Annotated in this window: 21 protein-coding genes and 1 pseudogene; 13 read left to right on the top strand and 9 right to left on the bottom strand. The window is 55.8% G+C overall.

From position 1 onward, the window contains the following. Positions 1–55: 55 nt before the first annotated feature. The 5 genes from folC to ABLV07_RS06495 all read left to right on the top strand — a co-directional run bounded on the left by folC (position 56) and on the right by ABLV07_RS06495 (position 4,963). Positions 56–1,324: a bifunctional tetrahydrofolate synthase/dihydrofolate synthase gene (folC, locus tag ABLV07_RS06515; protein WP_348853347.1), complete on the top strand. Its 1,269-nt coding sequence runs from the start codon at positions 56–58 to the stop codon at positions 1,322–1,324. Further along, positions 1,314–2,006 carry a cell division protein DedD gene (gene dedD, locus ABLV07_RS06510; protein ID WP_015365556.1) on the top strand — a complete coding sequence of 231 codons (693 nt, stop codon included), beginning with the start codon at positions 1,314–1,316 and terminating at the stop codon, positions 2,004–2,006. Before folC ends, dedD begins: the two co-directional genes overlap by 11 nt. A gap of 218 nt (positions 2,007–2,224) precedes the next feature. Continuing rightward, a complete protein-coding gene (gene cvpA / locus ABLV07_RS06505; RefSeq protein ID WP_015706172.1) occupies positions 2,225–2,713 on the top strand; it encodes a colicin V production protein in 489 nt (162 codons plus the stop codon). A gap of 33 nt (positions 2,714–2,746) precedes the next feature. Then, complete coding sequence (gene purF, locus ABLV07_RS06500) at positions 2,747–4,264, top strand: amidophosphoribosyltransferase (protein ID WP_015365559.1); 1,518 nt, start codon at positions 2,747–2,749, stop codon at positions 4,262–4,264. A 126-nt stretch (positions 4,265–4,390) separates the two neighbouring features. Then, positions 4,391–4,963 carry a UbiX family flavin prenyltransferase gene (locus ABLV07_RS06495; RefSeq protein ID WP_020078233.1) on the top strand — a complete coding sequence of 191 codons (573 nt, stop codon included), beginning with the start codon at positions 4,391–4,393 and terminating at the stop codon, positions 4,961–4,963. Between the two features lie 110 nt (positions 4,964–5,073). Here ABLV07_RS06495 and ABLV07_RS06490 read toward each other — a convergent pair whose 3' ends face one another. Then, positions 5,074–5,202 (bottom strand): hypothetical protein, encoded by a 129-nt coding sequence (locus tag ABLV07_RS06490; RefSeq protein WP_161798742.1) that lies wholly within the window; start codon positions 5,200–5,202, stop codon positions 5,074–5,076. Between the two features lie 49 nt (positions 5,203–5,251). Here ABLV07_RS06490 and argT point away from each other — a divergent pair, with 49 nt between their 5' ends. The 5 genes from argT to hisP all read left to right on the top strand — a co-directional run bounded on the left by argT (position 5,252) and on the right by hisP (position 9,331). After that, on the top strand, positions 5,252–6,034 hold the full coding sequence (gene argT, locus ABLV07_RS06485; protein ID WP_015365561.1) for a lysine/arginine/ornithine ABC transporter substrate-binding protein ArgT: 783 nt from the start codon (positions 5,252–5,254) through the stop codon (positions 6,032–6,034). 267 nt (positions 6,035–6,301) lie between these two features. Next, entirely contained in the window at positions 6,302–7,084 is a 783-nt protein-coding gene (hisJ, locus tag ABLV07_RS06480; protein WP_015365563.1) for a histidine ABC transporter substrate-binding protein HisJ, read from the top strand. Between the two features lie 66 nt (positions 7,085–7,150). Further along, positions 7,151–7,837: a histidine ABC transporter permease HisQ gene (locus ABLV07_RS06475; protein ID WP_015365564.1), complete on the top strand. Its 687-nt coding sequence runs from the start codon at positions 7,151–7,153 to the stop codon at positions 7,835–7,837. Next, positions 7,834–8,550, top strand: a complete 717-nt coding sequence (locus ABLV07_RS06470; RefSeq protein WP_015365565.1) for an ABC transporter permease — start codon at positions 7,834–7,836, stop codon at positions 8,548–8,550. Before ABLV07_RS06475 ends, ABLV07_RS06470 begins: the two co-directional genes overlap by 4 nt. Positions 8,551–8,557: 7 nt before the next feature. Beyond that, a complete protein-coding gene (gene hisP, locus ABLV07_RS06465; RefSeq protein ID WP_032708793.1) occupies positions 8,558–9,331 on the top strand; it encodes a histidine ABC transporter ATP-binding protein HisP in 774 nt (257 codons plus the stop codon). 38 nt (positions 9,332–9,369) lie between these two features. On the opposite strand, the gene ABLV07_RS06460 is transcribed toward hisP, so the two are convergent. The 6 genes and pseudogenes from ABLV07_RS06460 to yfcG all read right to left on the bottom strand — a co-directional run bounded on the left by ABLV07_RS06460 (position 9,370) and on the right by yfcG (position 12,941). Further along, the gene (locus tag ABLV07_RS06460) at positions 9,370–9,867 is read right to left on the bottom strand and encodes a GNAT family N-acetyltransferase (RefSeq protein ID WP_020078234.1); all 498 of its coding nucleotides are present in this window, start codon (positions 9,865–9,867) and stop codon (positions 9,370–9,372) included. A gap of 75 nt (positions 9,868–9,942) precedes the next feature. Then, entirely contained in the window at positions 9,943–10,497 is a 555-nt protein-coding gene (locus ABLV07_RS06455; RefSeq protein WP_015365568.1) for a hypothetical protein, read from the bottom strand. Positions 10,498–10,506: 9 nt separating this feature from the next. Then, a pseudogene (locus tag ABLV07_RS06450) lies at positions 10,507–10,755 on the bottom strand (DNA-binding protein); the annotation flags it as partial. 213 nt (positions 10,756–10,968) lie between these two features. Continuing rightward, on the bottom strand, positions 10,969–11,862 hold the full coding sequence (locus ABLV07_RS06445; protein ID WP_032715039.1) for a TIGR01777 family oxidoreductase: 894 nt from the start codon (positions 11,860–11,862) through the stop codon (positions 10,969–10,971). A gap of 21 nt (positions 11,863–11,883) precedes the next feature. Next, on the bottom strand, positions 11,884–12,246 hold the full coding sequence (folX, locus tag ABLV07_RS06440) for a dihydroneopterin triphosphate 2'-epimerase (protein WP_015365570.1): 363 nt from the start codon (positions 12,244–12,246) through the stop codon (positions 11,884–11,886). A 65-nt stretch (positions 12,247–12,311) separates the two neighbouring features. Further along, the gene (yfcG, locus tag ABLV07_RS06435) at positions 12,312–12,941 is read right to left on the bottom strand and encodes a GSH-dependent disulfide bond oxidoreductase (protein WP_032708787.1); all 630 of its coding nucleotides are present in this window, start codon (positions 12,939–12,941) and stop codon (positions 12,312–12,314) included. A gap of 162 nt (positions 12,942–13,103) precedes the next feature. Between yfcG and yfcF the strand changes: the two genes are divergently transcribed. From yfcF to yfcD, 3 genes are read left to right on the top strand one after another with little or no spacing between them, the layout of a single operon-like run. After that, positions 13,104–13,748: a glutathione transferase gene (yfcF, locus tag ABLV07_RS06430; protein WP_015365572.1), complete on the top strand. Its 645-nt coding sequence runs from the start codon at positions 13,104–13,106 to the stop codon at positions 13,746–13,748. A gap of 57 nt (positions 13,749–13,805) precedes the next feature. Further along, on the top strand, positions 13,806–14,357 hold the full coding sequence (yfcE, locus tag ABLV07_RS06425; protein WP_032712095.1) for a phosphodiesterase: 552 nt from the start codon (positions 13,806–13,808) through the stop codon (positions 14,355–14,357). A gap of 56 nt (positions 14,358–14,413) precedes the next feature. Next, positions 14,414–14,971, top strand: coding sequence for an NUDIX hydrolase YfcD (gene yfcD, locus ABLV07_RS06420; RefSeq protein ID WP_042893862.1), 558 nt, complete (start codon positions 14,414–14,416; stop codon positions 14,969–14,971). A gap of 67 nt (positions 14,972–15,038) precedes the next feature. Here yfcD and pta read toward each other — a convergent pair whose 3' ends face one another. Together pta and ackA are read right to left on the bottom strand one after the other, a co-directional pair. Next, a complete protein-coding gene (pta, locus tag ABLV07_RS06415; protein ID WP_026612251.1) occupies positions 15,039–17,186 on the bottom strand; it encodes a phosphate acetyltransferase in 2,148 nt (715 codons plus the stop codon). 119 nt (positions 17,187–17,305) lie between these two features. After that, positions 17,306–18,508 carry an acetate kinase gene (gene ackA / locus ABLV07_RS06410; protein WP_335206406.1) on the bottom strand — a complete coding sequence of 401 codons (1,203 nt, stop codon included), beginning with the start codon at positions 18,506–18,508 and terminating at the stop codon, positions 17,306–17,308. Between the last annotated feature and the right edge of the window lie 190 nt (positions 18,509–18,698).

Below are 18,698 nucleotides of genomic sequence, written 5' to 3'. Positions count from 1 at the left end.
GAGGGCAGGGCCGACAGGCGCTGCCCTTTTTTTACCGTTAACTCTCGCGGACATCATGGAAAAAGATCCTATTCCTCAGGCCACGTCGCCCCTGGCTACGTGGCTTTCTTATCTGGAGCATCTGCACAGTAAAGCCATCGATCTGGGACTGGCGCGGGTGAGCGAAGTCGCCGGACGGATGGCGATACTAAAACCGGCGCCGTTTGTCTTTACAGTAGCGGGTACCAACGGCAAAGGCACCACCTGCCGAACGCTGGAATCGGTGCTGATGGCGGCGGGCTATAAAGTTGGCGTGTATAGTTCGCCGCATCTGGTGCGCTATACCGAACGCGTGCGTATCCAGGGCGCTGAGCTGCCGGAAGCGGCGCATACCGCTTCATTTGCCGAAATTGAAGCGGCGCGCGGTGATATCTCGCTGAGCTATTTTGAATTTGGCACGCTGTCCGCGCTATGGCTGTTTAAGCAGGCGCAGCTGGATGTGGTTATCCTGGAGGTGGGTCTGGGTGGACGCCTGGACGCCACGAATATCGTCGATACCGACGTCGCGGTGGTCACCAGCATCGCGCTGGATCATACCGACTGGCTGGGGCCGGATCGTGAAAGCATTGGCCGTGAAAAAGCGGGTATCTTCCGCGCCGGTAAACCGGCGGTGGTGGGCGAGCCCGATATGCCGCAGACGATTGCCGACGTGGCGAATGAAAAGGGCGCGACGCTGCTGCGCCGCGACCATGACTGGCGTTATAGCGTGACAGACCAGTCATGGAACTTTACCGATGGTCAGGGCGAGTTGGCAGGGCTGCCGCTGCCGCAGGTTCCATTGCCCAACGCCGCGACGGCGCTGGCGGCGCTGCGCGCCAGCGGGCTTAACGTCGCTGAAAAGGCGCTGCGCGACGGCATTCATCACGCCATGCTCCCGGGGCGCTTTCAGATTATCAGCGACGCGCCGCGGGTGATCCTCGATGTCGCGCATAACCCGCACGCGGCGGCTTATCTCGCCGGGCGTCTCAAAAGCTTAGCGAAAACGGGGCGCGTACTGGCGGTTATTGGTATGCTGCATGATAAAGATATCGCCGGAACCCTGGCGAATCTGGCGCCTGAAGTAGACGCGTGGTACTGCGCGCCGCTGGAAGGGCCGCGCGGCGCCACGGCGGCCCAGCTGATTGCGCATCTGCGCGCGGGCCAACGTTATGACAGCGTAGCGCAGGCGTGGCATGCCGCTATGGCGGACGCCAAAGCCGAAGATACGGTGCTGGTGTGTGGTTCCTTCCACACGGTGGCGCATGTAATGGAAGAGATAGACGCGGGGAGAATCGGTGGCGAGTAAGTTTCAGAACCGTTTAGTCGGGACGATTGTACTGGTAGCGCTGGGGGTAATTATTCTCCCGGGTCTGCTCGACGGCCAGAAAAAACATTATCAGGATGAGTTTGCGGCGATCCCGTTGGTGCCGAAGCCGGGCGATCGCGATGAGCCGGATATGCTGCCGGCGGCTACTCAGGCGCTGCCTTCGCAGCCGCCGGAAGGCGCCGCGGAAGAGGTGAGAGCGGGAGACGCCGCGGCGCCGTCGCTGGATCCGTCGCGCGTCCCGGTAAACAACAATAGCTTCGATGAAGTCCAGGAGCCGGTGGTGGCCGCCAAGCCGCAGCCGAAACCACAGCCGAAGCCGGTTGAGAAACCGCAGCCTCAGCAGGTCGCGCAGACGCCTCCTCCGGCCAAAACGCAACCGCAGCCGCAACAGCAGCAGGCCGCGATTCCGGCGCCGACCGGGAAAGCCTATGTAGTGCAGTTGGGGGCGTTGAAGAATGCCGATAAGGTTAACGAAATCGTCGGTAAGCTGCGTTCCTCGGGCTTTAAAGCCTGGACATCGCCATCCACGCCGGTTCAGGGTAAAATTACCCGTATTCTGGTGGGGCCGGATGCGTCGAAAGACAAGCTGAAGGGGCAACTCGGCGAGCTGCAGCAGATTTCTGGTCTGAGCGGCGTGGTTATGGGATATAGCCCGAATTAAAATCCCACCCGCTCTGATTGGGCGAGCTGGCAGGCGGGTTAACCTGCTGAAACCCTTGCCGGATACGCCCTGAAGAGGCGTCAGGCAGTATGGCGTTGAATGTTTTTTCAGCGCCATTTTTATTTCTGTAGGGCACGGAAATCCCTACGCAAACGTTTTCTTTTTCTGTTAGAATGCGCCCCGAACCGGACGACAGGGCGTAAAATCGTGGGATGTATATGGTCTGGATTGATTACGCCATTATTGCGGTAATTGGTTTTTCCTGTTTGGTTAGCCTTATCCGCGGCTTTGTTCGTGAAGCGTTATCGCTGGTGACATGGGGATGTGCCTTCTTTGTCGCCAGTCATTACTACACTTACCTGGCTGTCTGGTTCACGGGCTTTGAAGACGAACTGGTCCGAAATGGGATTGCTATCGCGATATTGTTTATCGCAACGCTTATCGTCGGCGCTATCGTTAACTATGTGATAGGCGCTCTGGTAGAGAAAACCGGTCTGTCAGGAACAGACAGGGTGTTGGGGATCTGTTTTGGCGCCCTGCGCGGCGTGCTGATCGTCTCCGCTATTCTGTTCTTTCTCGATAGCTTCACCGGTATGGCAAAAAGTGAAGACTGGCAAAAGTCTGAGCTTATCCCGCAGTTCAGTTTCGTTATCAGATGGTTCTTTGACTATCTGCAGAGCTCGTCAAGTTTCTTGCCCAAAGCATAAGCGTTGGGATGTAGCTTAACGAGGAAAAGACGTATGTGCGGTATTGTCGGTATCGCCGGTGTTATGCCGGTAAACCAGTCGATTTATGACGCGTTAACGGTGCTTCAGCATCGTGGGCAGGATGCCGCGGGCATCATCACCATTGATGCAAATAACTGCTTCCGTTTGCGTAAAGCTAACGGGCTGGTGAGCGATGTGTTCGAAGCGCGCCACATGCAGCGTATGCAGGGAAATATGGGGATTGGCCACGTCCGTTACCCAACGGCAGGCAGTTCCAGCGCTTCTGAAGCGCAGCCTTTTTACGTTAACTCGCCCTACGGCATTACGTTGGCCCATAATGGCAACCTGACCAATGCCCACGAGCTGCGTCAAAAGCTGTTTGAAGAAAAACGCCGCCACATCAACACCACCTCCGATTCCGAAATTCTGCTCAATATCTTTGCCAGTGAGCTGGATAATTTCCGTCATTACCCGCTGGAAGCCGATAACATTTTCGCCGCGATTGCCGCGACGAACCGCCAGATCCGCGGCGCATACGCCTGCGTGGCGATGATTATCGGACACGGCATGGTCGCCTTCCGCGACCCGAACGGTATTCGTCCGCTGGTGCTCGGCAAGCGCGATATCGGCGATGGCCGCACCGAGTATATGGTCGCCTCCGAAAGCGTGGCGCTGGATACATTGGGCTTTGAGTTTCTGCGCGACGTCGCGCCGGGCGAAGCGGTCTACATCACCGAGAAAGGCCAGCTGTTTACCCGTCAATGTGCGGAAAACCCGGTCAGTAACCCGTGCCTGTTCGAATACGTCTATTTCGCGCGTCCGGACTCCTTTATCGACAAGATTTCCGTCTATAGCGCCCGTGTGAACATGGGCACGAAGCTTGGCGAGAAAATTGCCCGCGAGTGGGAAGATCTGGATATCGATGTCGTTATTCCGATCCCGGAAACCTCCTGCGATATCGCCCTGGAGATTGCCCGTATCCTCGATAAACCCTATCGTCAGGGTTTCGTCAAAAACCGCTATGTTGGCCGTACCTTTATCATGCCGGGCCAGCAACTGCGCCGTAAGTCCGTGCGCCGTAAGCTGAACGCCAACCGTGCCGAATTCCGTGATAAGAACGTGCTGCTGGTGGACGACTCTATCGTTCGCGGCACCACCTCTGAACAGATTATCGAAATGGCGCGCGAAGCCGGTGCGAAGAAAGTGTATCTGGCCTCCGCGGCGCCGGAAATTCGCTTCCCTAACGTTTACGGTATCGATATGCCGACCGCCAACGAGCTTATCGCCCACGGTCGCGAAGTTGACGAGATCCGTCAGATCATCGGCGCTGACGGCCTGATTTTCCAGGATCTGAACGATCTGATCGAAGCGGTGCGCGCAGAAAACCCGGATATTCAGCAGTTCGAGTGTTCGGTCTTTAACGGCGTGTACGTCACCAAAGACGTAGACCAACAGTATCTCGATTATCTTGATTCCCTGCGCAACGACGATGCGAAAGCGGTCCAACTGCAAACCGAAGTTGAAAACTTAGAGATGCATAACGAAGGCTAATTCGTCACTTGTCGCTGGCCCGCCGTCTTTCGAGGACCGCGGGCCTTTTTATTTTTACCCGCCAGGTTGCGTCGGGGACTATAATCCGGCAAAGTCTGCGGCACTATGCGCAAGGGGTATAACATCGTGAAACGACTCATTATCGGTATTTCCGGCGCCAGCGGCGCGATTTACGGCGTACGCCTGCTACAGGTATTGCGTGACGTCGCGGAGGTCGAGACCCATCTGATAATGAGCCAGGCGGCGCGTCAGACGCTGTCGCTGGAAACCGACTACTCGCTGCGGGAAGTGCAGGCGCTGGCCGATGTGGTACATGACGCGCGCGATATCGCCGCCAGCATCTCCTCCGGCTCGTTTAAAACCAGCGGGATGGTCATTCTACCGTGCTCGATGAAAACGCTCTCTGGCATCGTCAATAGCTATACCGATGGTCTACTGACCCGCGCGGCGGACGTGGTGTTAAAAGAGCGTCGCCCGCTGGTGCTTTGCGTACGCGAGACGCCGTTCCATCTGGGGCATCTGCGTTTAATGGTGCAGGCGGCGGAAATGGGCGCGGTGATCATGCCGCCGGTACCGGCATTCTATCATCGTCCCCAGTCGCTGGATGATGTGATTAATCAGACGGTTAACCGGGTGATCGATCAGTTTGATATTGACCTGCCGCAGGACCTGTTTACCCGCTGGCAAGGCGGAGTATGATGCACCTGTTTGGTGCATTTTATTTACCTTTGCCTTCCGCTGGTGCATTTTTGTTGTCCTGATCAAATCCTCGACATTTAATTTGTTTTTTTGCGTTTTGCCGCTGCGGTTTATCCGCCAATGCTGGTATCTTCCCTCTTAAGACAATCTTGCAACTTTATATTAACAAATTTAACGCTGTTACCGGCACGCACCGGGAAAATGGCATAAAACCTGCAAGAACCGTCGGCAACATACATAACCAGACAGCGCACAACATAACAACATCACGACACTTAAGGGCTTTCTATGAAGAAGACGATCCTGGCTCTCTCGTTAATCATGGGAATCAGCAGCGCCGCCAGCGTATCTGCGGCGCTGCCGCAAAGTATCCGCATCGGCACCGATACCACCTATGCGCCTTTCTCGTCGAAGGATTCGAAGGGCAACTTTATTGGCTTTGACATCGATCTGGGCAATGAACTGTGCTCGCGTATCAAGGTGAAGTGCACCTGGGTGGGCAGCGATTTTGACGCGCTGATCCCCTCGCTGAAAGCGAAGAAAATCGACGCAATTATCTCGTCGCTATCGATTACCGAAAAACGGCAGCAGGAGATTGCGTTCTCTGACAAGCTGTATGCGGCAGACTCTCGACTGATTGCCGCAAAAGGCTCGCCGATTCAGCCGACGCTGGAGTCGCTGAAAGGCAAGCATGTTGGCGTACTGCAGGGCTCCACCCAGGAGGCCTATGCCAATGAACGCTGGCGCAGCCAGGGCGTGGATGTTGTCGCCTATGCTAACCAGGATCTCATCTATTCCGACCTCGCCGCAGGGCGCCTTGACGCGGCGCTGCAGGATGAAGTCGCGGCCAGTGAAGGTTTCCTCAAACAACCTGCCGGTAAAGACTACGCGTTTGCCGGTCCTTCCGTTAAAGACAAAAAATACTTCGGCGATGGTACCGGCATCGGCCTGCGCAAAGAAGATGGCGAGCTGAAAGCCGCTTTCGACAAAGCGCTGGGTGAAATGCGTAAAGACGGCACCTACGACAAAATGGCGAAGAAATACTTCAACTTTAACGTCTACGGCGATTAAGACTGTAGCGGTCTGGTTATGCCAGGCCGCTCCATTGCGACGCGGTTATTGTTGCCCTTGATAGGTGCAAGCGGTTGATAGCTTGCACCAGAATGGGGCGACAGCAGTTTTTCTTTGTTCATAAAATGCATAGTTAAGCGTTTCTGATGCAAAAAAATCTGCTTTCATGCGCATTTTGCTTTGCCTTGGCAGGGCGAATAATGGCACGATAACTGGCGTAAGTGCTTCTAATAAACCCGTTAGAATGACAGTCTGTTGAGGATAATTATGAAAAAACTGGCGTTGTCTCTTTCTTTGGCGCTGGCCCTTTCCAGCGTTTCCACGGTATTCGCAGCTATTCCACAGAAAATCCGTATTGGTACCGATCCTACTTATGCGCCGTTCGAATCGAAGAATGCGCAGGGCCAATTGATCGGTTTTGACATCGATCTGGCGAAAGAGCTGTGTAAGCGTATTAATACCCAATGTACCTTCGTTGAAAACCCGCTGGATGCGCTGATCCCCTCGTTAAAAGCGAAGAAAATCGATGCGATTATGTCCTCGCTGTCGATTACCGAAAAGCGCCAGCAGGAAATTGCCTTCACCGACAAACTTTATGCCGCTGACTCCCGTCTGGTGGTGAAAAAGGGCAGCGATATTACGCCAGACCTGAGCAAGCTGAAAGGCAAGCGCATTGGCGTTCTGCAGGGCACCACTCAGGAAACCTACGGCAACGAGCACTGGGCGCCGAAAGGCATTGAAATTGTCTCCTATCAGGGCCAGGACAATATTTATTCCGACCTGACCGCGGGCCGTATTGACGCTGCGTTCCAGGATGAGGTCGCCGCCAGCGAAGGTTTCCTCAAACAGCCGATTGGCAAAGATTATCAGTTTGGCGGCCCGTCCATTAAGGATGAGAAGTTGTTTGGCGTCGGTACCGGCATGGGCCTGCGTAAAGACGACACCGAACTGCGTGAAGCGCTAAATAAAGCTTTCGCCGAGATGCGTAAAGACGGCACTTACGACAAGCTGGCGAAGAAATATTTCGACTTTAACGTGTACGGCGACTAATCATCGTTAGTACCTCGCCGCACGCGTTTTCACGTGCGGCGATCGATGACAGACAGGGCAGACAGCATGCTGTACGGGTTCTCACAGGTTATTTTTCAGGGCGCGCTGGTCACCCTTGAGCTGGCGCTTAGCTCGGTAGTGCTCGCGGTCCTTATTGGGCTGGTGGGCGCGGGGGCGAAATTATCCGCTAACCGGCCTATGGCGCTGGTGTTTGAAGGCTATACCACGCTGATCCGCGGGGTGCCGGATCTGGTGCTGATGCTGCTGATTTTCTATGGGCTACAGATCGCCCTTAACAGCATCACCGATGCATTAGGCATGGCGCAATTTGATATTGATCCGATGATCGCCGGTATTATCACCCTCGGATTTATCTATGGCGCGTACTTCACTGAAACATTCCGCGGCGCGTTTCTGGCGGTGCCGAAAGGCCATATTGAAGCGGCGACGGCATTTGGCTTCAGCGGCTGGCAGACGTTCCGCCGTATCCTGTTTCCGGCGATGATGCGCTATGCGCTGCCCGGTATCGGCAACAACTGGCAGGTGATTCTCAAAGCCACCGCGCTGGTGTCGCTGCTCGGTCTGGAAGACGTGGTGAAGGCAACGCAGCTGGCGGGCAAAAGCACCTGGCAGCCGTTCTATTTCGCTATCGTCTGCGGGGCGATCTATCTGGTGTTTACCACGATTTCCAATGGTGTGCTGCTGCTGCTTGAACGCCGCTACTCCGTGGGTGTGAAGAGGGCTGACCTGTGATTGAAATTATTCAGGAGTACTGGAAATCCCTGCTGTGGACCGACGGTTACCGTTTTACCGGCGTGGCGATCACCCTGTGGCTGTTGATTGCTTCAGTGGTGATGGGCGGTATCCTTGCGGTGTTTCTCGCCATCGGGCGCGTATCGAGCAATAAATACATTCAGTTTCCGATCTGGCTGTTTACCTATATTTTCCGCGGGACGCCGCTGTACGTGCAGCTGCTGGTGTTTTACTCCGGGATGTATACGCTGGAAATCGTCAAAGGCAGCGATCTGTTGAATGCGTTTTTCCGCAGCGGCCTGAACTGTACGGTGTTGGCATTGACCTTAAATACCTGCGCCTACACCACCGAGATTTTTGCGGGGGCGATTCGTTCGGTGGCGCCGGGCGAGATTGAGGCTGCGCGGGCTTACGGCTTTTCGTCAGTTAAGCTATACCGCTGCATTATTTTGCCGTCGGCACTGCGTATTGCGCTACCGGCGTACAGCAACGAAGTCATTCTGATGCTGCACTCGACGGCGCTGGCGTTTACCGCCACGGTGCCGGATTTGCTGAAAATTGCGCGTGATATTAACTCGGCGACCTATCAGCCGTTTACCGCTTTCGGCATCGCCGCGGTACTGTACTTAATTATTTCGTATGTGCTGATTAGCTTGTTCCGCAAGGCGGAAAAGCGCTGGCTGCAGCATATCAAACCCTCTTCGACGCACTGAGAAAGCCATGACCGACAATAAATTAAGCGTTATCGATCTGCATAAACGTTACGGTGAGCACGAGGTGCTGAAAGGCGTCTCGCTGAAAGCGAAGGCCGGAGACGTGATTAGTATTATCGGCTCATCGGGTTCCGGTAAAAGTACCTTTCTGCGCTGCATCAACTTTCTGGAGAAGCCAAGCGAAGGAACGATTATCGTCAACGGACAGAATATTGGCCTGGTGCGCGATAAAGACGGCCAGTTGAAGGTAGCGGATAAAAACCAGCTGCGTCTGCTGCGCACGCGCCTGACGATGGTGTTCCAGCACTTCAACCTGTGGAGCCACATGACGGTACTGGAAAACGTTATGGAGGCGCCGATTCAGGTGCTCGGCCTCAACAAACAGGAAGCGCGCGATCGGGCGGTGAAGTATCTGGCGAAAGTCGGTATCGATGAACGCCAGCAGATCAAATATCCGGTACATCTTTCCGGCGGTCAGCAGCAGCGCGTATCCATCGCGCGGGCGCTGGCGATGGAGCCGGATGTGCTGCTGTTTGATGAGCCGACATCGGCACTGGATCCGGAGCTGGTGGGCGAAGTGTTGCGTATTATGCAAAAACTGGCGGAAGAGGGGAAAACCATGGTGGTCGTCACCCACGAAATGGGTTTTGCCCGCCACGTCTCTTCACACGTGATTTTCCTCCATCAGGGAAGAATCGAAGAAGAGGGACATCCCGACGAGCTATTCGGCAACCCGAAAAGCCAGCGCCTGCAGCAGTTCCTTAAAGGTTCACTGAAGTAATCGCCTCTATCCCGGCGGGTTCGCTCGCCGGGAATGACTTAACGCTCCAGCCGGTAGATCCAATCATCGTAATCCACGCCGTTGAGGTGGTAAGCATTTTCCAGCACCTGAATGCGTACAAAACCGTGCTTTTCCAGCAGCCGCGACGACCCCTGGTTATCTCCCAGCACCCAGGCATTAATGGCGTGGATGCCAAGGGTGGTAAAGCCGTAATCACAAATCGCGCGGAGCGCTTCGCTGGCGTAGCCCTGACCCTGCGCTTGCGGCAGTAGCGCGTAGCCGACGTCGGCCTCGTGCGGGTTTTTCGCGCTGATGCGCAGACCAATATCCCCCAGCGGCGTGCCGGCAGAATCGCGCAACACAAAGACGCCGGGATCTTCGCAGCGGGATTCAAACACGCTGCGTAGCGCCGTTTCGCTTAACACCTCACCCATGTAACGCATGACGTCAGGGTCCTGACGCAGACGCAGAAAAAAGGGCCAATCGGCCGGAGTGAAGCGGGAAAGCAACAGGCGGGGCGTGGTTATCGTAGTCATAAAGCAATTAATCAGCTAAAACGAAAGCCTACTTTACCACCATGCTGTGCCGGGTAACATGCTCGCCCTCGCGAATCAGCCCGTGGGTGACGTGGCGCTCAGACTTTGCAGGTAGCGCTGCACGCGGTGATTTTCCGGTGAACGGCGAAGCTGTAGCGCCAGGTTGAGGCTATCAAGCAGTAGGGCGTTAGCCACCATCGGCGAATCGGCGGCGATGCGCTTTTCCGCGACTAACCATTCAACGACGGATTTCCAGCGCCAGAGAGGGGAATTGCCCTTCACGCGCTGTACGGGGCCGGGAAACCGCCCGCTGCCGCGAGCGCCCTCTTTTAATAGCGCGATCGCCTGGCGGGAGACGCCGATAAGTTCGGCGATATCGCTCAGCCCGACCAGTGTCGAATCGATGGACTCCACGCGGATATCTGGCAGGGCGGCGGTTTCTACATCGCGGATGGCGGACAGAGCCGCCTGCTCCAGCGATTGGCCCTCGCGATCGAACTCGAGGTAGACCGCAGTACCGTAAAAGCAGACCAGCGCGTCGCTACAGCCTGCGGCAAAGAGCGCATCTTCCAGTCCTGGCGTTTGACTGGTGACGCCGGACAGCGTCAGCGTAAAATTAAATATCGGCATCGTTTTGCGTTCCTTATGCATGATGCGCGCGGTAGCCGGGATGGGACACCGTTCGACCATTCTGATTATTTGCCGGGCGTGGTTTTCAGGGACGGCGGGCGTCGACCAAATGCTCATCATATGTTCCCGGTGTTCAGTCACGCCGCAGACGAGGCGGCCAAAGCAATGAGCGCTTTTACCTGCAGGCAGCAATATCCACCCCCGCGCCAGCGCCGTGGCAATCGCCTTCCTGATATGTTTGTCCGGATGTTCCTTCATCGTCAAATCCTGCTCAGAATAAAAAGAGTGTTGACGGTTGTCAACGATTTTTGAGGGTATATTCCTCGTCAGGACGTTATGGCAGGAGAATAATTTTGCGGTTGGAATGCGCTTCACAAGAAGCGTAGCAAGGAGAGCGAGGAATTAACGATTTGCGAGGCGGCTTCCGCCCAAGGGAAGAGAACGGGGAGCCATTGCTCCCCGTTTATCGACTTAGCTCAACACATCCTTCAGAGCCTCTTCCAGATCGTACCAGCGAAAGCTAAAGCCGGCGGCTTCCAGGCGTTTAGGCAGCGCGCGCTGGCCGCCGAGCACCAGTACTGAAGATTCTCCCATCAGCAGGCGAATGGCGGCGGCGGGAACGCGGAAAATCGCCGGGCGATTGAGCGCGTGGCCGAGCGCGTGGGCAAACTGTTCGTTACGTACGGGATAGGGTGAGACCATATTGAACGGGCCGCGCAGATCGTTATCCAGCAGCCACAAGATCCCGTTCACCATATCATCGATATGGATCCACGCCAGATACTGACGACCGTCGCCGATAGGGCCGCCCAGGCCGAGCTTAAACGCTGGCGTCATTTTGGCCAGGATCCCGCCGCGCGGCGCTAATACGACGCCGGTGCGCAACAGGCACACGCGCGTGCGATCGCTTTGCGCCTCACAGGCGATTTGCTCCCAGCGGGCGCAAAGTTTATGGGTAAATTCGTTGTGCGGCGGCTCTTCCTCGGTCACCACGACTTCACCGAGATCGCCGTAATAGCCGGTAGCGGAACCGCTAATCAACACGGAGGGTGGTGTTTCGCTGGCTTTAAATAACGCGACCAGTTGCCGGGTGATGTCCCAGCGGCTGTGGCACAGGCGCTCTTTTTGCTCTGCCGTCCAGCGCTTATCGGCGATCGGTTCGCCGGCAAGGTTAATGACGGCGTCAAAGCCATCGAGGTTGTTTTGCCCTTCGAAACCGCGCCACAGCGTGACGCGGGGATCGAGACGGGCTTTCGCGCGTTCAGGGTTGCGGGTGGAAACCGTGAGCTGGTGCCCAGGTTCCAGCAGCCTGGTAATAAGATGCCGACCAATGAGCCCGGTACCGCCAGTGAGCAGGATTTTCATACCGCCTCCCTTACAAACGTTTTAGCGCCGCCAGCTCATGGTCATTGATACTGAGTCGGCATAGCGCAGCGCGTGAAGTTTATCGATCTCTACTTCAGCATAAGTGACCCAGTGATGTTCGCATGCGATATTGAGCACATCCTGGGTTAATTTTTCCAGCAGCGAGAAGCGGTTATTCTCGATATGGCTGATGATGCGCTTAGTAATGGTGCGATAGTTCAGGGCATCATTGATGTCTTCGCTGTCGCGAGCCTTATCGGCCGGATAGTGAATCACCACATTAACCAATACGTCCTGACGGTTGGCGATCTCTTCCTCTTTGATTCCAATAAAAGTACGCAGGCGCAGGTTCTTAATACGAATAATGGCGTCTGGCTGAGACATTGCAGGCTTCCTCCGTGTAGTAATTTCCGCAATCATACATGAAAGCACGCCCTGCGAGCAGGGGATTAATAATGTTGCGTTTTGAGTAGCGCTTGTTGCGTTGCCGGGCGCTGGCGGATGCGTTCAAACCAGTTATGCACCGCCGGGAACTGGCTAAGATCGATGCGTTGGCGCGGGTAGGCATTAACCCATGGCCAACAGGCGATATCGGCGATACTGTAGTGCTCGCCGCCCAACCATGGACTGGTTTCAAGACGCCGGTTCATTACGCCATACAGGCGCTGGCTTTCGACCTGATAGCGTTCAATGGCGTAAGGGACAGCCTGAGGCGCGTGATGGTTAAAGTGGTGGTTTTGCCCAAGCATTGGCCCCAGACCGCCGACCTGCCAGAATAGCCATTGCAGGGTAGTATGCCGCTCGCGCAGCTCGCCGCTTAGTAATTTTCCCGATTTCTCCGCCAGATAGAGCAGGATCTCTCCTGACTCAAACAGGCTTAACGGCGCACCGCCGTCGACCGGAACGTGGTCAACGATCGCCGGGATCTTATTATTTGGCGAGATAGCCAGAAACTGCGGGCGAAACTGTTCACCTTTGCCGATATCGACGCGTATCAGGCGATAGGCCAGCTGCGCCTCTTCGAGAAAAAGAGTGATTTTGTGGCCGTTGGGGGTAGGTGCGTAGTAAAGATCGATCATGAGGTCTCCCGCCATCGAAGGTCGCAAACGTTTCGAGTATAGGCGACCTGCGCCATCGCGGGGCAAAGATTAAAATTGCGAAATCCTCATGTGGCTGCCAGTGACATCTTATAGCAGACCAGCTATGTTGATTTATCACCCCCTGGCTTCATTGAGGATGTCATGAATCAGCCTGTTATTACTCTGTGGTCCGATGCCGATTTTTTCTCCCCCTATGTGATGTCCGTGTACGTGGCGCTGCAGGAAAAAAGCCTGCCGTTCACCCTTAAAACCGTCAATCTCGACAGCGGCGAGCATCTGCAGCCGGGCTGGAAGGGCTACTCCGCGACACGGCGTGTGCCGCTGCTGGAAGTGGATAATTTTTCGCTGAGCGAATCCTCGGCCATCACCGAATACCTTGACGAGCGCTTTGCGCCGCCGGAATGGGAGCGCTTGTATCCGCACGACCTGCAAAAACGCGCGCGGGCGCGGCAGGTGCAGGCCTGGCTGCGAAGCGATCTGATGCCCATACGCGAAGAACGTTCTACCGACGTGGTGTTTGGCGGCGCGAAGAAGCCTGCGCTTAGCGCTGCGGGGCAAACCAGCGCGGCTAAACTCTTCGCTACCGCCGGCGCGCTTTTGGCGCATGGCGGACAGAATCTGTTTGGCGAATGGTGTATCGCCGATGCCGATCTTGCGCTGATGCTAAACCGTCTGGTGCTGAACGGCGATGAGGTGCCGGAAGCGCTGGCGGACTATGCGACCTTCCAGTGGCAACGGGCATCTGTTCAGCGTTATGCCGCACTGTCAGCTAAACGTAGCGGCTGATAAGCGCAGGCAGTTCCGTTATCATAGACAGACCGTATTGTCTGGTAAGGGGTTGATATGAAACTGATGTTCGCATCCGATATTCACGGCTCGCTGCCTGCGACCGAACGCGTTCTGGAACGCTTCGCGCAGAGCGGGGCGCAGTGGCTGGTTATCCTCGGCGATGTGCTCAATCACGGGCCGCGCAACGCGCTGCCGGAAGGGTATGCTCCGGCGCAGGTCGCCGAGCGGCTGAACAGCGTCGCGCAGCGGATTATCGCCGTCCGCGGTAACTGCGATAGCGAAGTCGATCAAATGCTGCTGCATTTCCCCATTACCGCCCCCTGGCAGCAGGTGCTTAGCGAACGCTACCGCCTGTTTTTGACCCACGGTCATCTCTATAGTCCGGATAATTTGCCGCCGCTCGCTGCTGGCGATGTACTGGCTTATGGTCATACTCATATTCCGGTTGCCGAGAAACGCGGCGATATATTCCTCTTCAATCCTGGCTCTGTGAGCATCCCGAAAGGCGGCTTTGCCGCCAGCTACGGCATGCTGGAAGATGATCGGCTGCAGGTTTTCGCACTCAATGATAATCAGGTTATTGCAGAGGCCGCGATTTACCCGTAATTTACCCCTCAATCGTAAAGACGCGCCGCGAGAGCGCTTAAAAGTAAGGTTTCCTGATGGCGGAACAGAAGCATTTGGCAAGCACAGAATGGGTCGATATTGTTAATGAAAACAATGAAGTGATAGCACAGTCCAGCCGCGAGCAAATGCGCGCGCAGTGTCTGCGCCACCGCGCGACCTATATTGTGGTTCATGATGGGATGGGCAAGATTCTGGTACAGCGCCGTACCGAGAGCAAAGATTTCATGCCGGGCATGCTGGATGCGACCGCCGGCGGCGTGGTGCAGGCGGATGAACAGCTGCTGGACTCCGCGCGCCGCGAAGCGGAAGAAGAGCTGGGGATTGCGGGCGTGCCTTTTGCCGATCACGGCCAATTCTACTACGAAGATAAACACTGCCGCGTCTGGGGAAGCCTGTTTAGCTGTGTTTCTCATGGCCCGTTCGCCCTGCAGGAAGAAGAGGTCAGCGAGGTATGCTGGTTGACGCCGGAAGAGATCACCGCGCGCTGCGATGAGTTCACCGCCGATTCACTGAAAGCGCTGGCGCTGTGGATGACCCGTAACGCGGGCAATACCGGCCACGATCGCGACGAGCCGGAAGAAGAGGAAGCGTAATTTTCTTTACGCGTTAGAGCCATAAAAAAGGCAGCCATTTGGCTGCCTTTCTTGTCTCAGCGGGAGATTATTTCTGCTGCTGAGAAGACTGAATCGCCGTCAGTGCGATGGTGTAGACGATATCGTCTACCAGCGCGCCGCGGGACAGGTCGTTTACCGGCTTACGCATACCCTGCAGCATCGGCCCGATGGAGATCAGGTCAGCGGAACGCTGTACGGCTTTGTAAGTGGTGTTACCGGTGTTCAGATCCGGGAAGATGAACACGGTCGCGCGGCCAGCTACCGGAGAGTTTGGCGCTTTGGACTTCGCAACATCGGCCATTACCGCGGCATCATACTGCAGCGGACCGTCGATCATCAGGTCAGGACGTTTTTCCTGCGCCAGACGAGTTGCTTCGCGTACTTTTTCTACATCGCTACCTGCGCCGGAGGTGCCGGTAGAGTAGGAGAGCATAGCCACGCGCGGTTCGATACCGAAGGCAATCGCGGAATCAGCGGACTGAATCGCGATTTCCGCCAGCTGTTCTGCCGTCGGATCCGGGTTGATCGCGCAGTCGCCGTAAACGTAAACCTGTTCCGGCAGCAGCATGAAGAATACGGAAGAGACCAGCGAGCTGCCCGGCGCCGTTTTGATAAGCTGCAGCGGCGGACGGATGGTATTGGCGGTGGTGTGAACCGCGCCGGATACCAGGCCGTCGACTTCGTCTTGTTCCAGCATCAGGGTGCCGAGAACCACGTTATCTTCCAGCTGTTCGCGCGCAACCGCTTCGGTCATGCCTTTGTTCTTACGCAGTTCGACCAGACGCGCCACATAGCTTTCGCGAACCACTTCCGGATCGACGATTTCAATACCAGCGCCCAGCTCTACGCCCTGAGAGGCCGCAACGCGGTTGATCTCATCCGGGTTGCCCAGCAGCACGCAGGTTGCAATACCGCGCTCGGCACAGATGGCCGCCGCTTTGACGGTACGCGGTTCGTCGCCTTCCGGCAGAACGACGCGTTTGCCCGCTTTACGCGCCAGCTCGGTCAGCTGGTAGCGGAAGGCTGGCGGAGACAGACGACGGCTGCGCTCGGAGGTCGCGGTCAGCGATTCGATCCAGTCGGCGTTGATATAGTTGGCAACGTATTCCTGAACTTTCTCGATGCGCTCGTGATCGTCAACCGGTACTTCCAGGTTGAAGCTCTGCAGGCTCAGAGAGGTCTGCCAGGTGTTGGTGTTAACCATGAATACCGGCAGGCCGGTGGCGAAAGCACGTTCGCACAGCTTGCTGATGCGCGCGTCCATTTCATAGCCGCCGGTCAGCAGGATAGCGCCTATTTCTACGCCGTTCATCGCCGCCAGGCAGGCAGCGACCAGTACGTCTGGACGGTCTGCGGAAGTCACCAGCAGAGAACCCGGACGGAAGTGTTCCAGCATGTGCGGAATGCTGCGCGCGCAGAAGGTTACAGACTTCACGCGGCGAGTATTGATGTCGCCTTCGTTGATCACGGTCGCATTCAGGTGATGCGCCATGTCGATAGCGCGCGTGGCGATCAGATCGAAGCTCCATGGCACCGCGCCCAGTACCGGCAGCGGGCTGCCATTCTGCAGTTGGGCCGGGTCGATCTTCACGACTTTCGCTTTAGACGAGTCGTCAAAGATTTCGGACAGGTCAGGGCGTGTACGGCCTTGTTCATCAACCGGAGCATTCAGTTTGTTAACGATAACGCCAGTGATGCTGGTATTTTTCGCGCCGCCGAAGCTGTTGCGAGTCAGTTCGATACGCTCGTTCAGCTGTTCCGGGGTATCGGTGCCCTGAGACATCACGAAGACGATTTCCGCGTTAAGCGTTTTTGCGATTTCGTAGTTCAGAGACTGAGCGAACTGGTGTTTACGAGTCGGGACCAGGCCTTCAACCAGCACCACTTCAGCATCCTGAGTGTTGGCATGGTAGTTGGCGATGATCTCTTCCATCAGCACGTCTTTCTGGTTGCTGGACAGCAGCGACTCAACGTGGCTCATGTTCATCGGTTCAGCGGCAGTCGTCGTTGAAGAGCTGGCGCGAACGATGGTGGTAGTCTGGTCTGGAGTATCGCCACCGGAACGCGGCTGGGCGATAGGTTTAAAGACGCTCAGGCGAACGCCTTTGCGTTCCATAGCGCGGATAACACCGAGGCTGACGCTGGTCAGGCCTACGCTGGTTCCGGTAGGGATCAGCATGATAGTACGGGACACGATATATCCTCTTTCGTTACCGCCAGTTTTAGGCGGGATACAAAACAGCACCGCCAGCTTACCGTTCATACTTCAAGTGGCAACTCGAAGCAGTCAGGATTATCGCTGGCGGTGTGGAATTAAGCGGTCAGACGGTGTGCGTCTTGAGCGATCACCAGCTCTTCGTTGGTCGGGATAACCACGGCAGGGCGGGTGCCTTCTTTGTTGATGAAGCCAGACTTGCCGAAACGGGCAGCCAGGTTACGCTCGTGATCAACTTCGAAGCCCAGAACGCCCAGTTTACCCAGGGACAGTTCACGAACCATCGCGGCGTTTTCACCGATACCACCGGTGAAGACAACGGCGTCCAGACGGCCATCCATCAGCGCGGTGTAAGAACCGATGTATTTCGCCAGACGGTGGCAGTAAACGTCCATTGCGCGTTTAGCGTCAGCTTTATCCGCGTAGTTGTCTTCAACGTAGCGGCAGTCGCTGGTGACTTCGGTCAGACCCAGCAGGCCGGACTCTTTGGTCAGCATTTTGTTGATAGCATCTACGCTCATACCCAGGGCGTCGTGCAGGTGGAAAATGATTGCCGGGTCGATATCGCCAGAGCGAGTACCCATCACCAGACCTTCCAGCGGGGTCAGACCCATGGAGGTATCAACGCATTTACCGTTACGGATAGCGGAAACGGAACCGCCGTTGCCGAGGTGGCAGGTGATGATGTTCAGTTCTTCAACCGGCTTGTTCAGAACCTTAGCGGCTTCCTGAGTCACATAGTAGTGGCTGGTGCCGTGCGCGCCGTAACGACGTACGCCGTGCTCTTTGTACAGGCTGTACGGCAGGGCATACAGGTAGGACTCTTCCGGCATGGTCTGATGGAACGCGGTGTCGAACACGGCAACGTTCTTGTCTTTCAGGTGCGGGAAGGATTTCAGCGCTTCAGCGATACCGATCAGGTGCGCCGGGTTGTGCAGCGGTGCGAAGGAAGCGGAGTCTTTGATGCCCTGAATAACGGAATCGTCGATGACAACGGAACTGGTGTATTTTTCACCGCCGTGAACGATACGATGGCCAATTGCGGTCAGCTGTGCTGACAGTTCTGGTTTTTGTGCCAGAATAGTGTTAACGATAAAGTTCAGCGCTTCACTGTGAGCGGCGCCTGCGCCTAACTCAGCTTCGTATTTGCCGCCGTCCATTTTCCATTTGATACGGGCTTCAGGAAGATGGAAACATTCGGCTAAACCGGAGAGATATTCGTCACCGTTAACGGCATCCAGGATAGCAAATTTCAGGGAAGAGCTACCGCAGTTCAGAACCAGTACTAACTTACTCGACATGGAAGTACCTTTTATGATACGTGGCTAAAAAAACATCAGTGTGTCACAAAGCGTAGCGCAGGATGACATCGACATTTATGATTAACATCATGCCTTGTTCTGTTTTCTGGCACGATGAGGGAAGTACATATGATTTTATGTCATTTTGCATAATTTTCCGCCAGCAGCAGAATATGCGATAATTTGACTA

The sequence above is a fragment of the Klebsiella sp. CN_Kp097 genome (assembly GCF_040064495.1).
GTDB classification, from domain to species: domain Bacteria; phylum Pseudomonadota; class Gammaproteobacteria; order Enterobacterales; family Enterobacteriaceae; genus Klebsiella; species Klebsiella aerogenes.
Note: the sequence above shows the minus strand (reverse complement) of the source record. Positions and strands in the feature narration are given on the sequence as shown.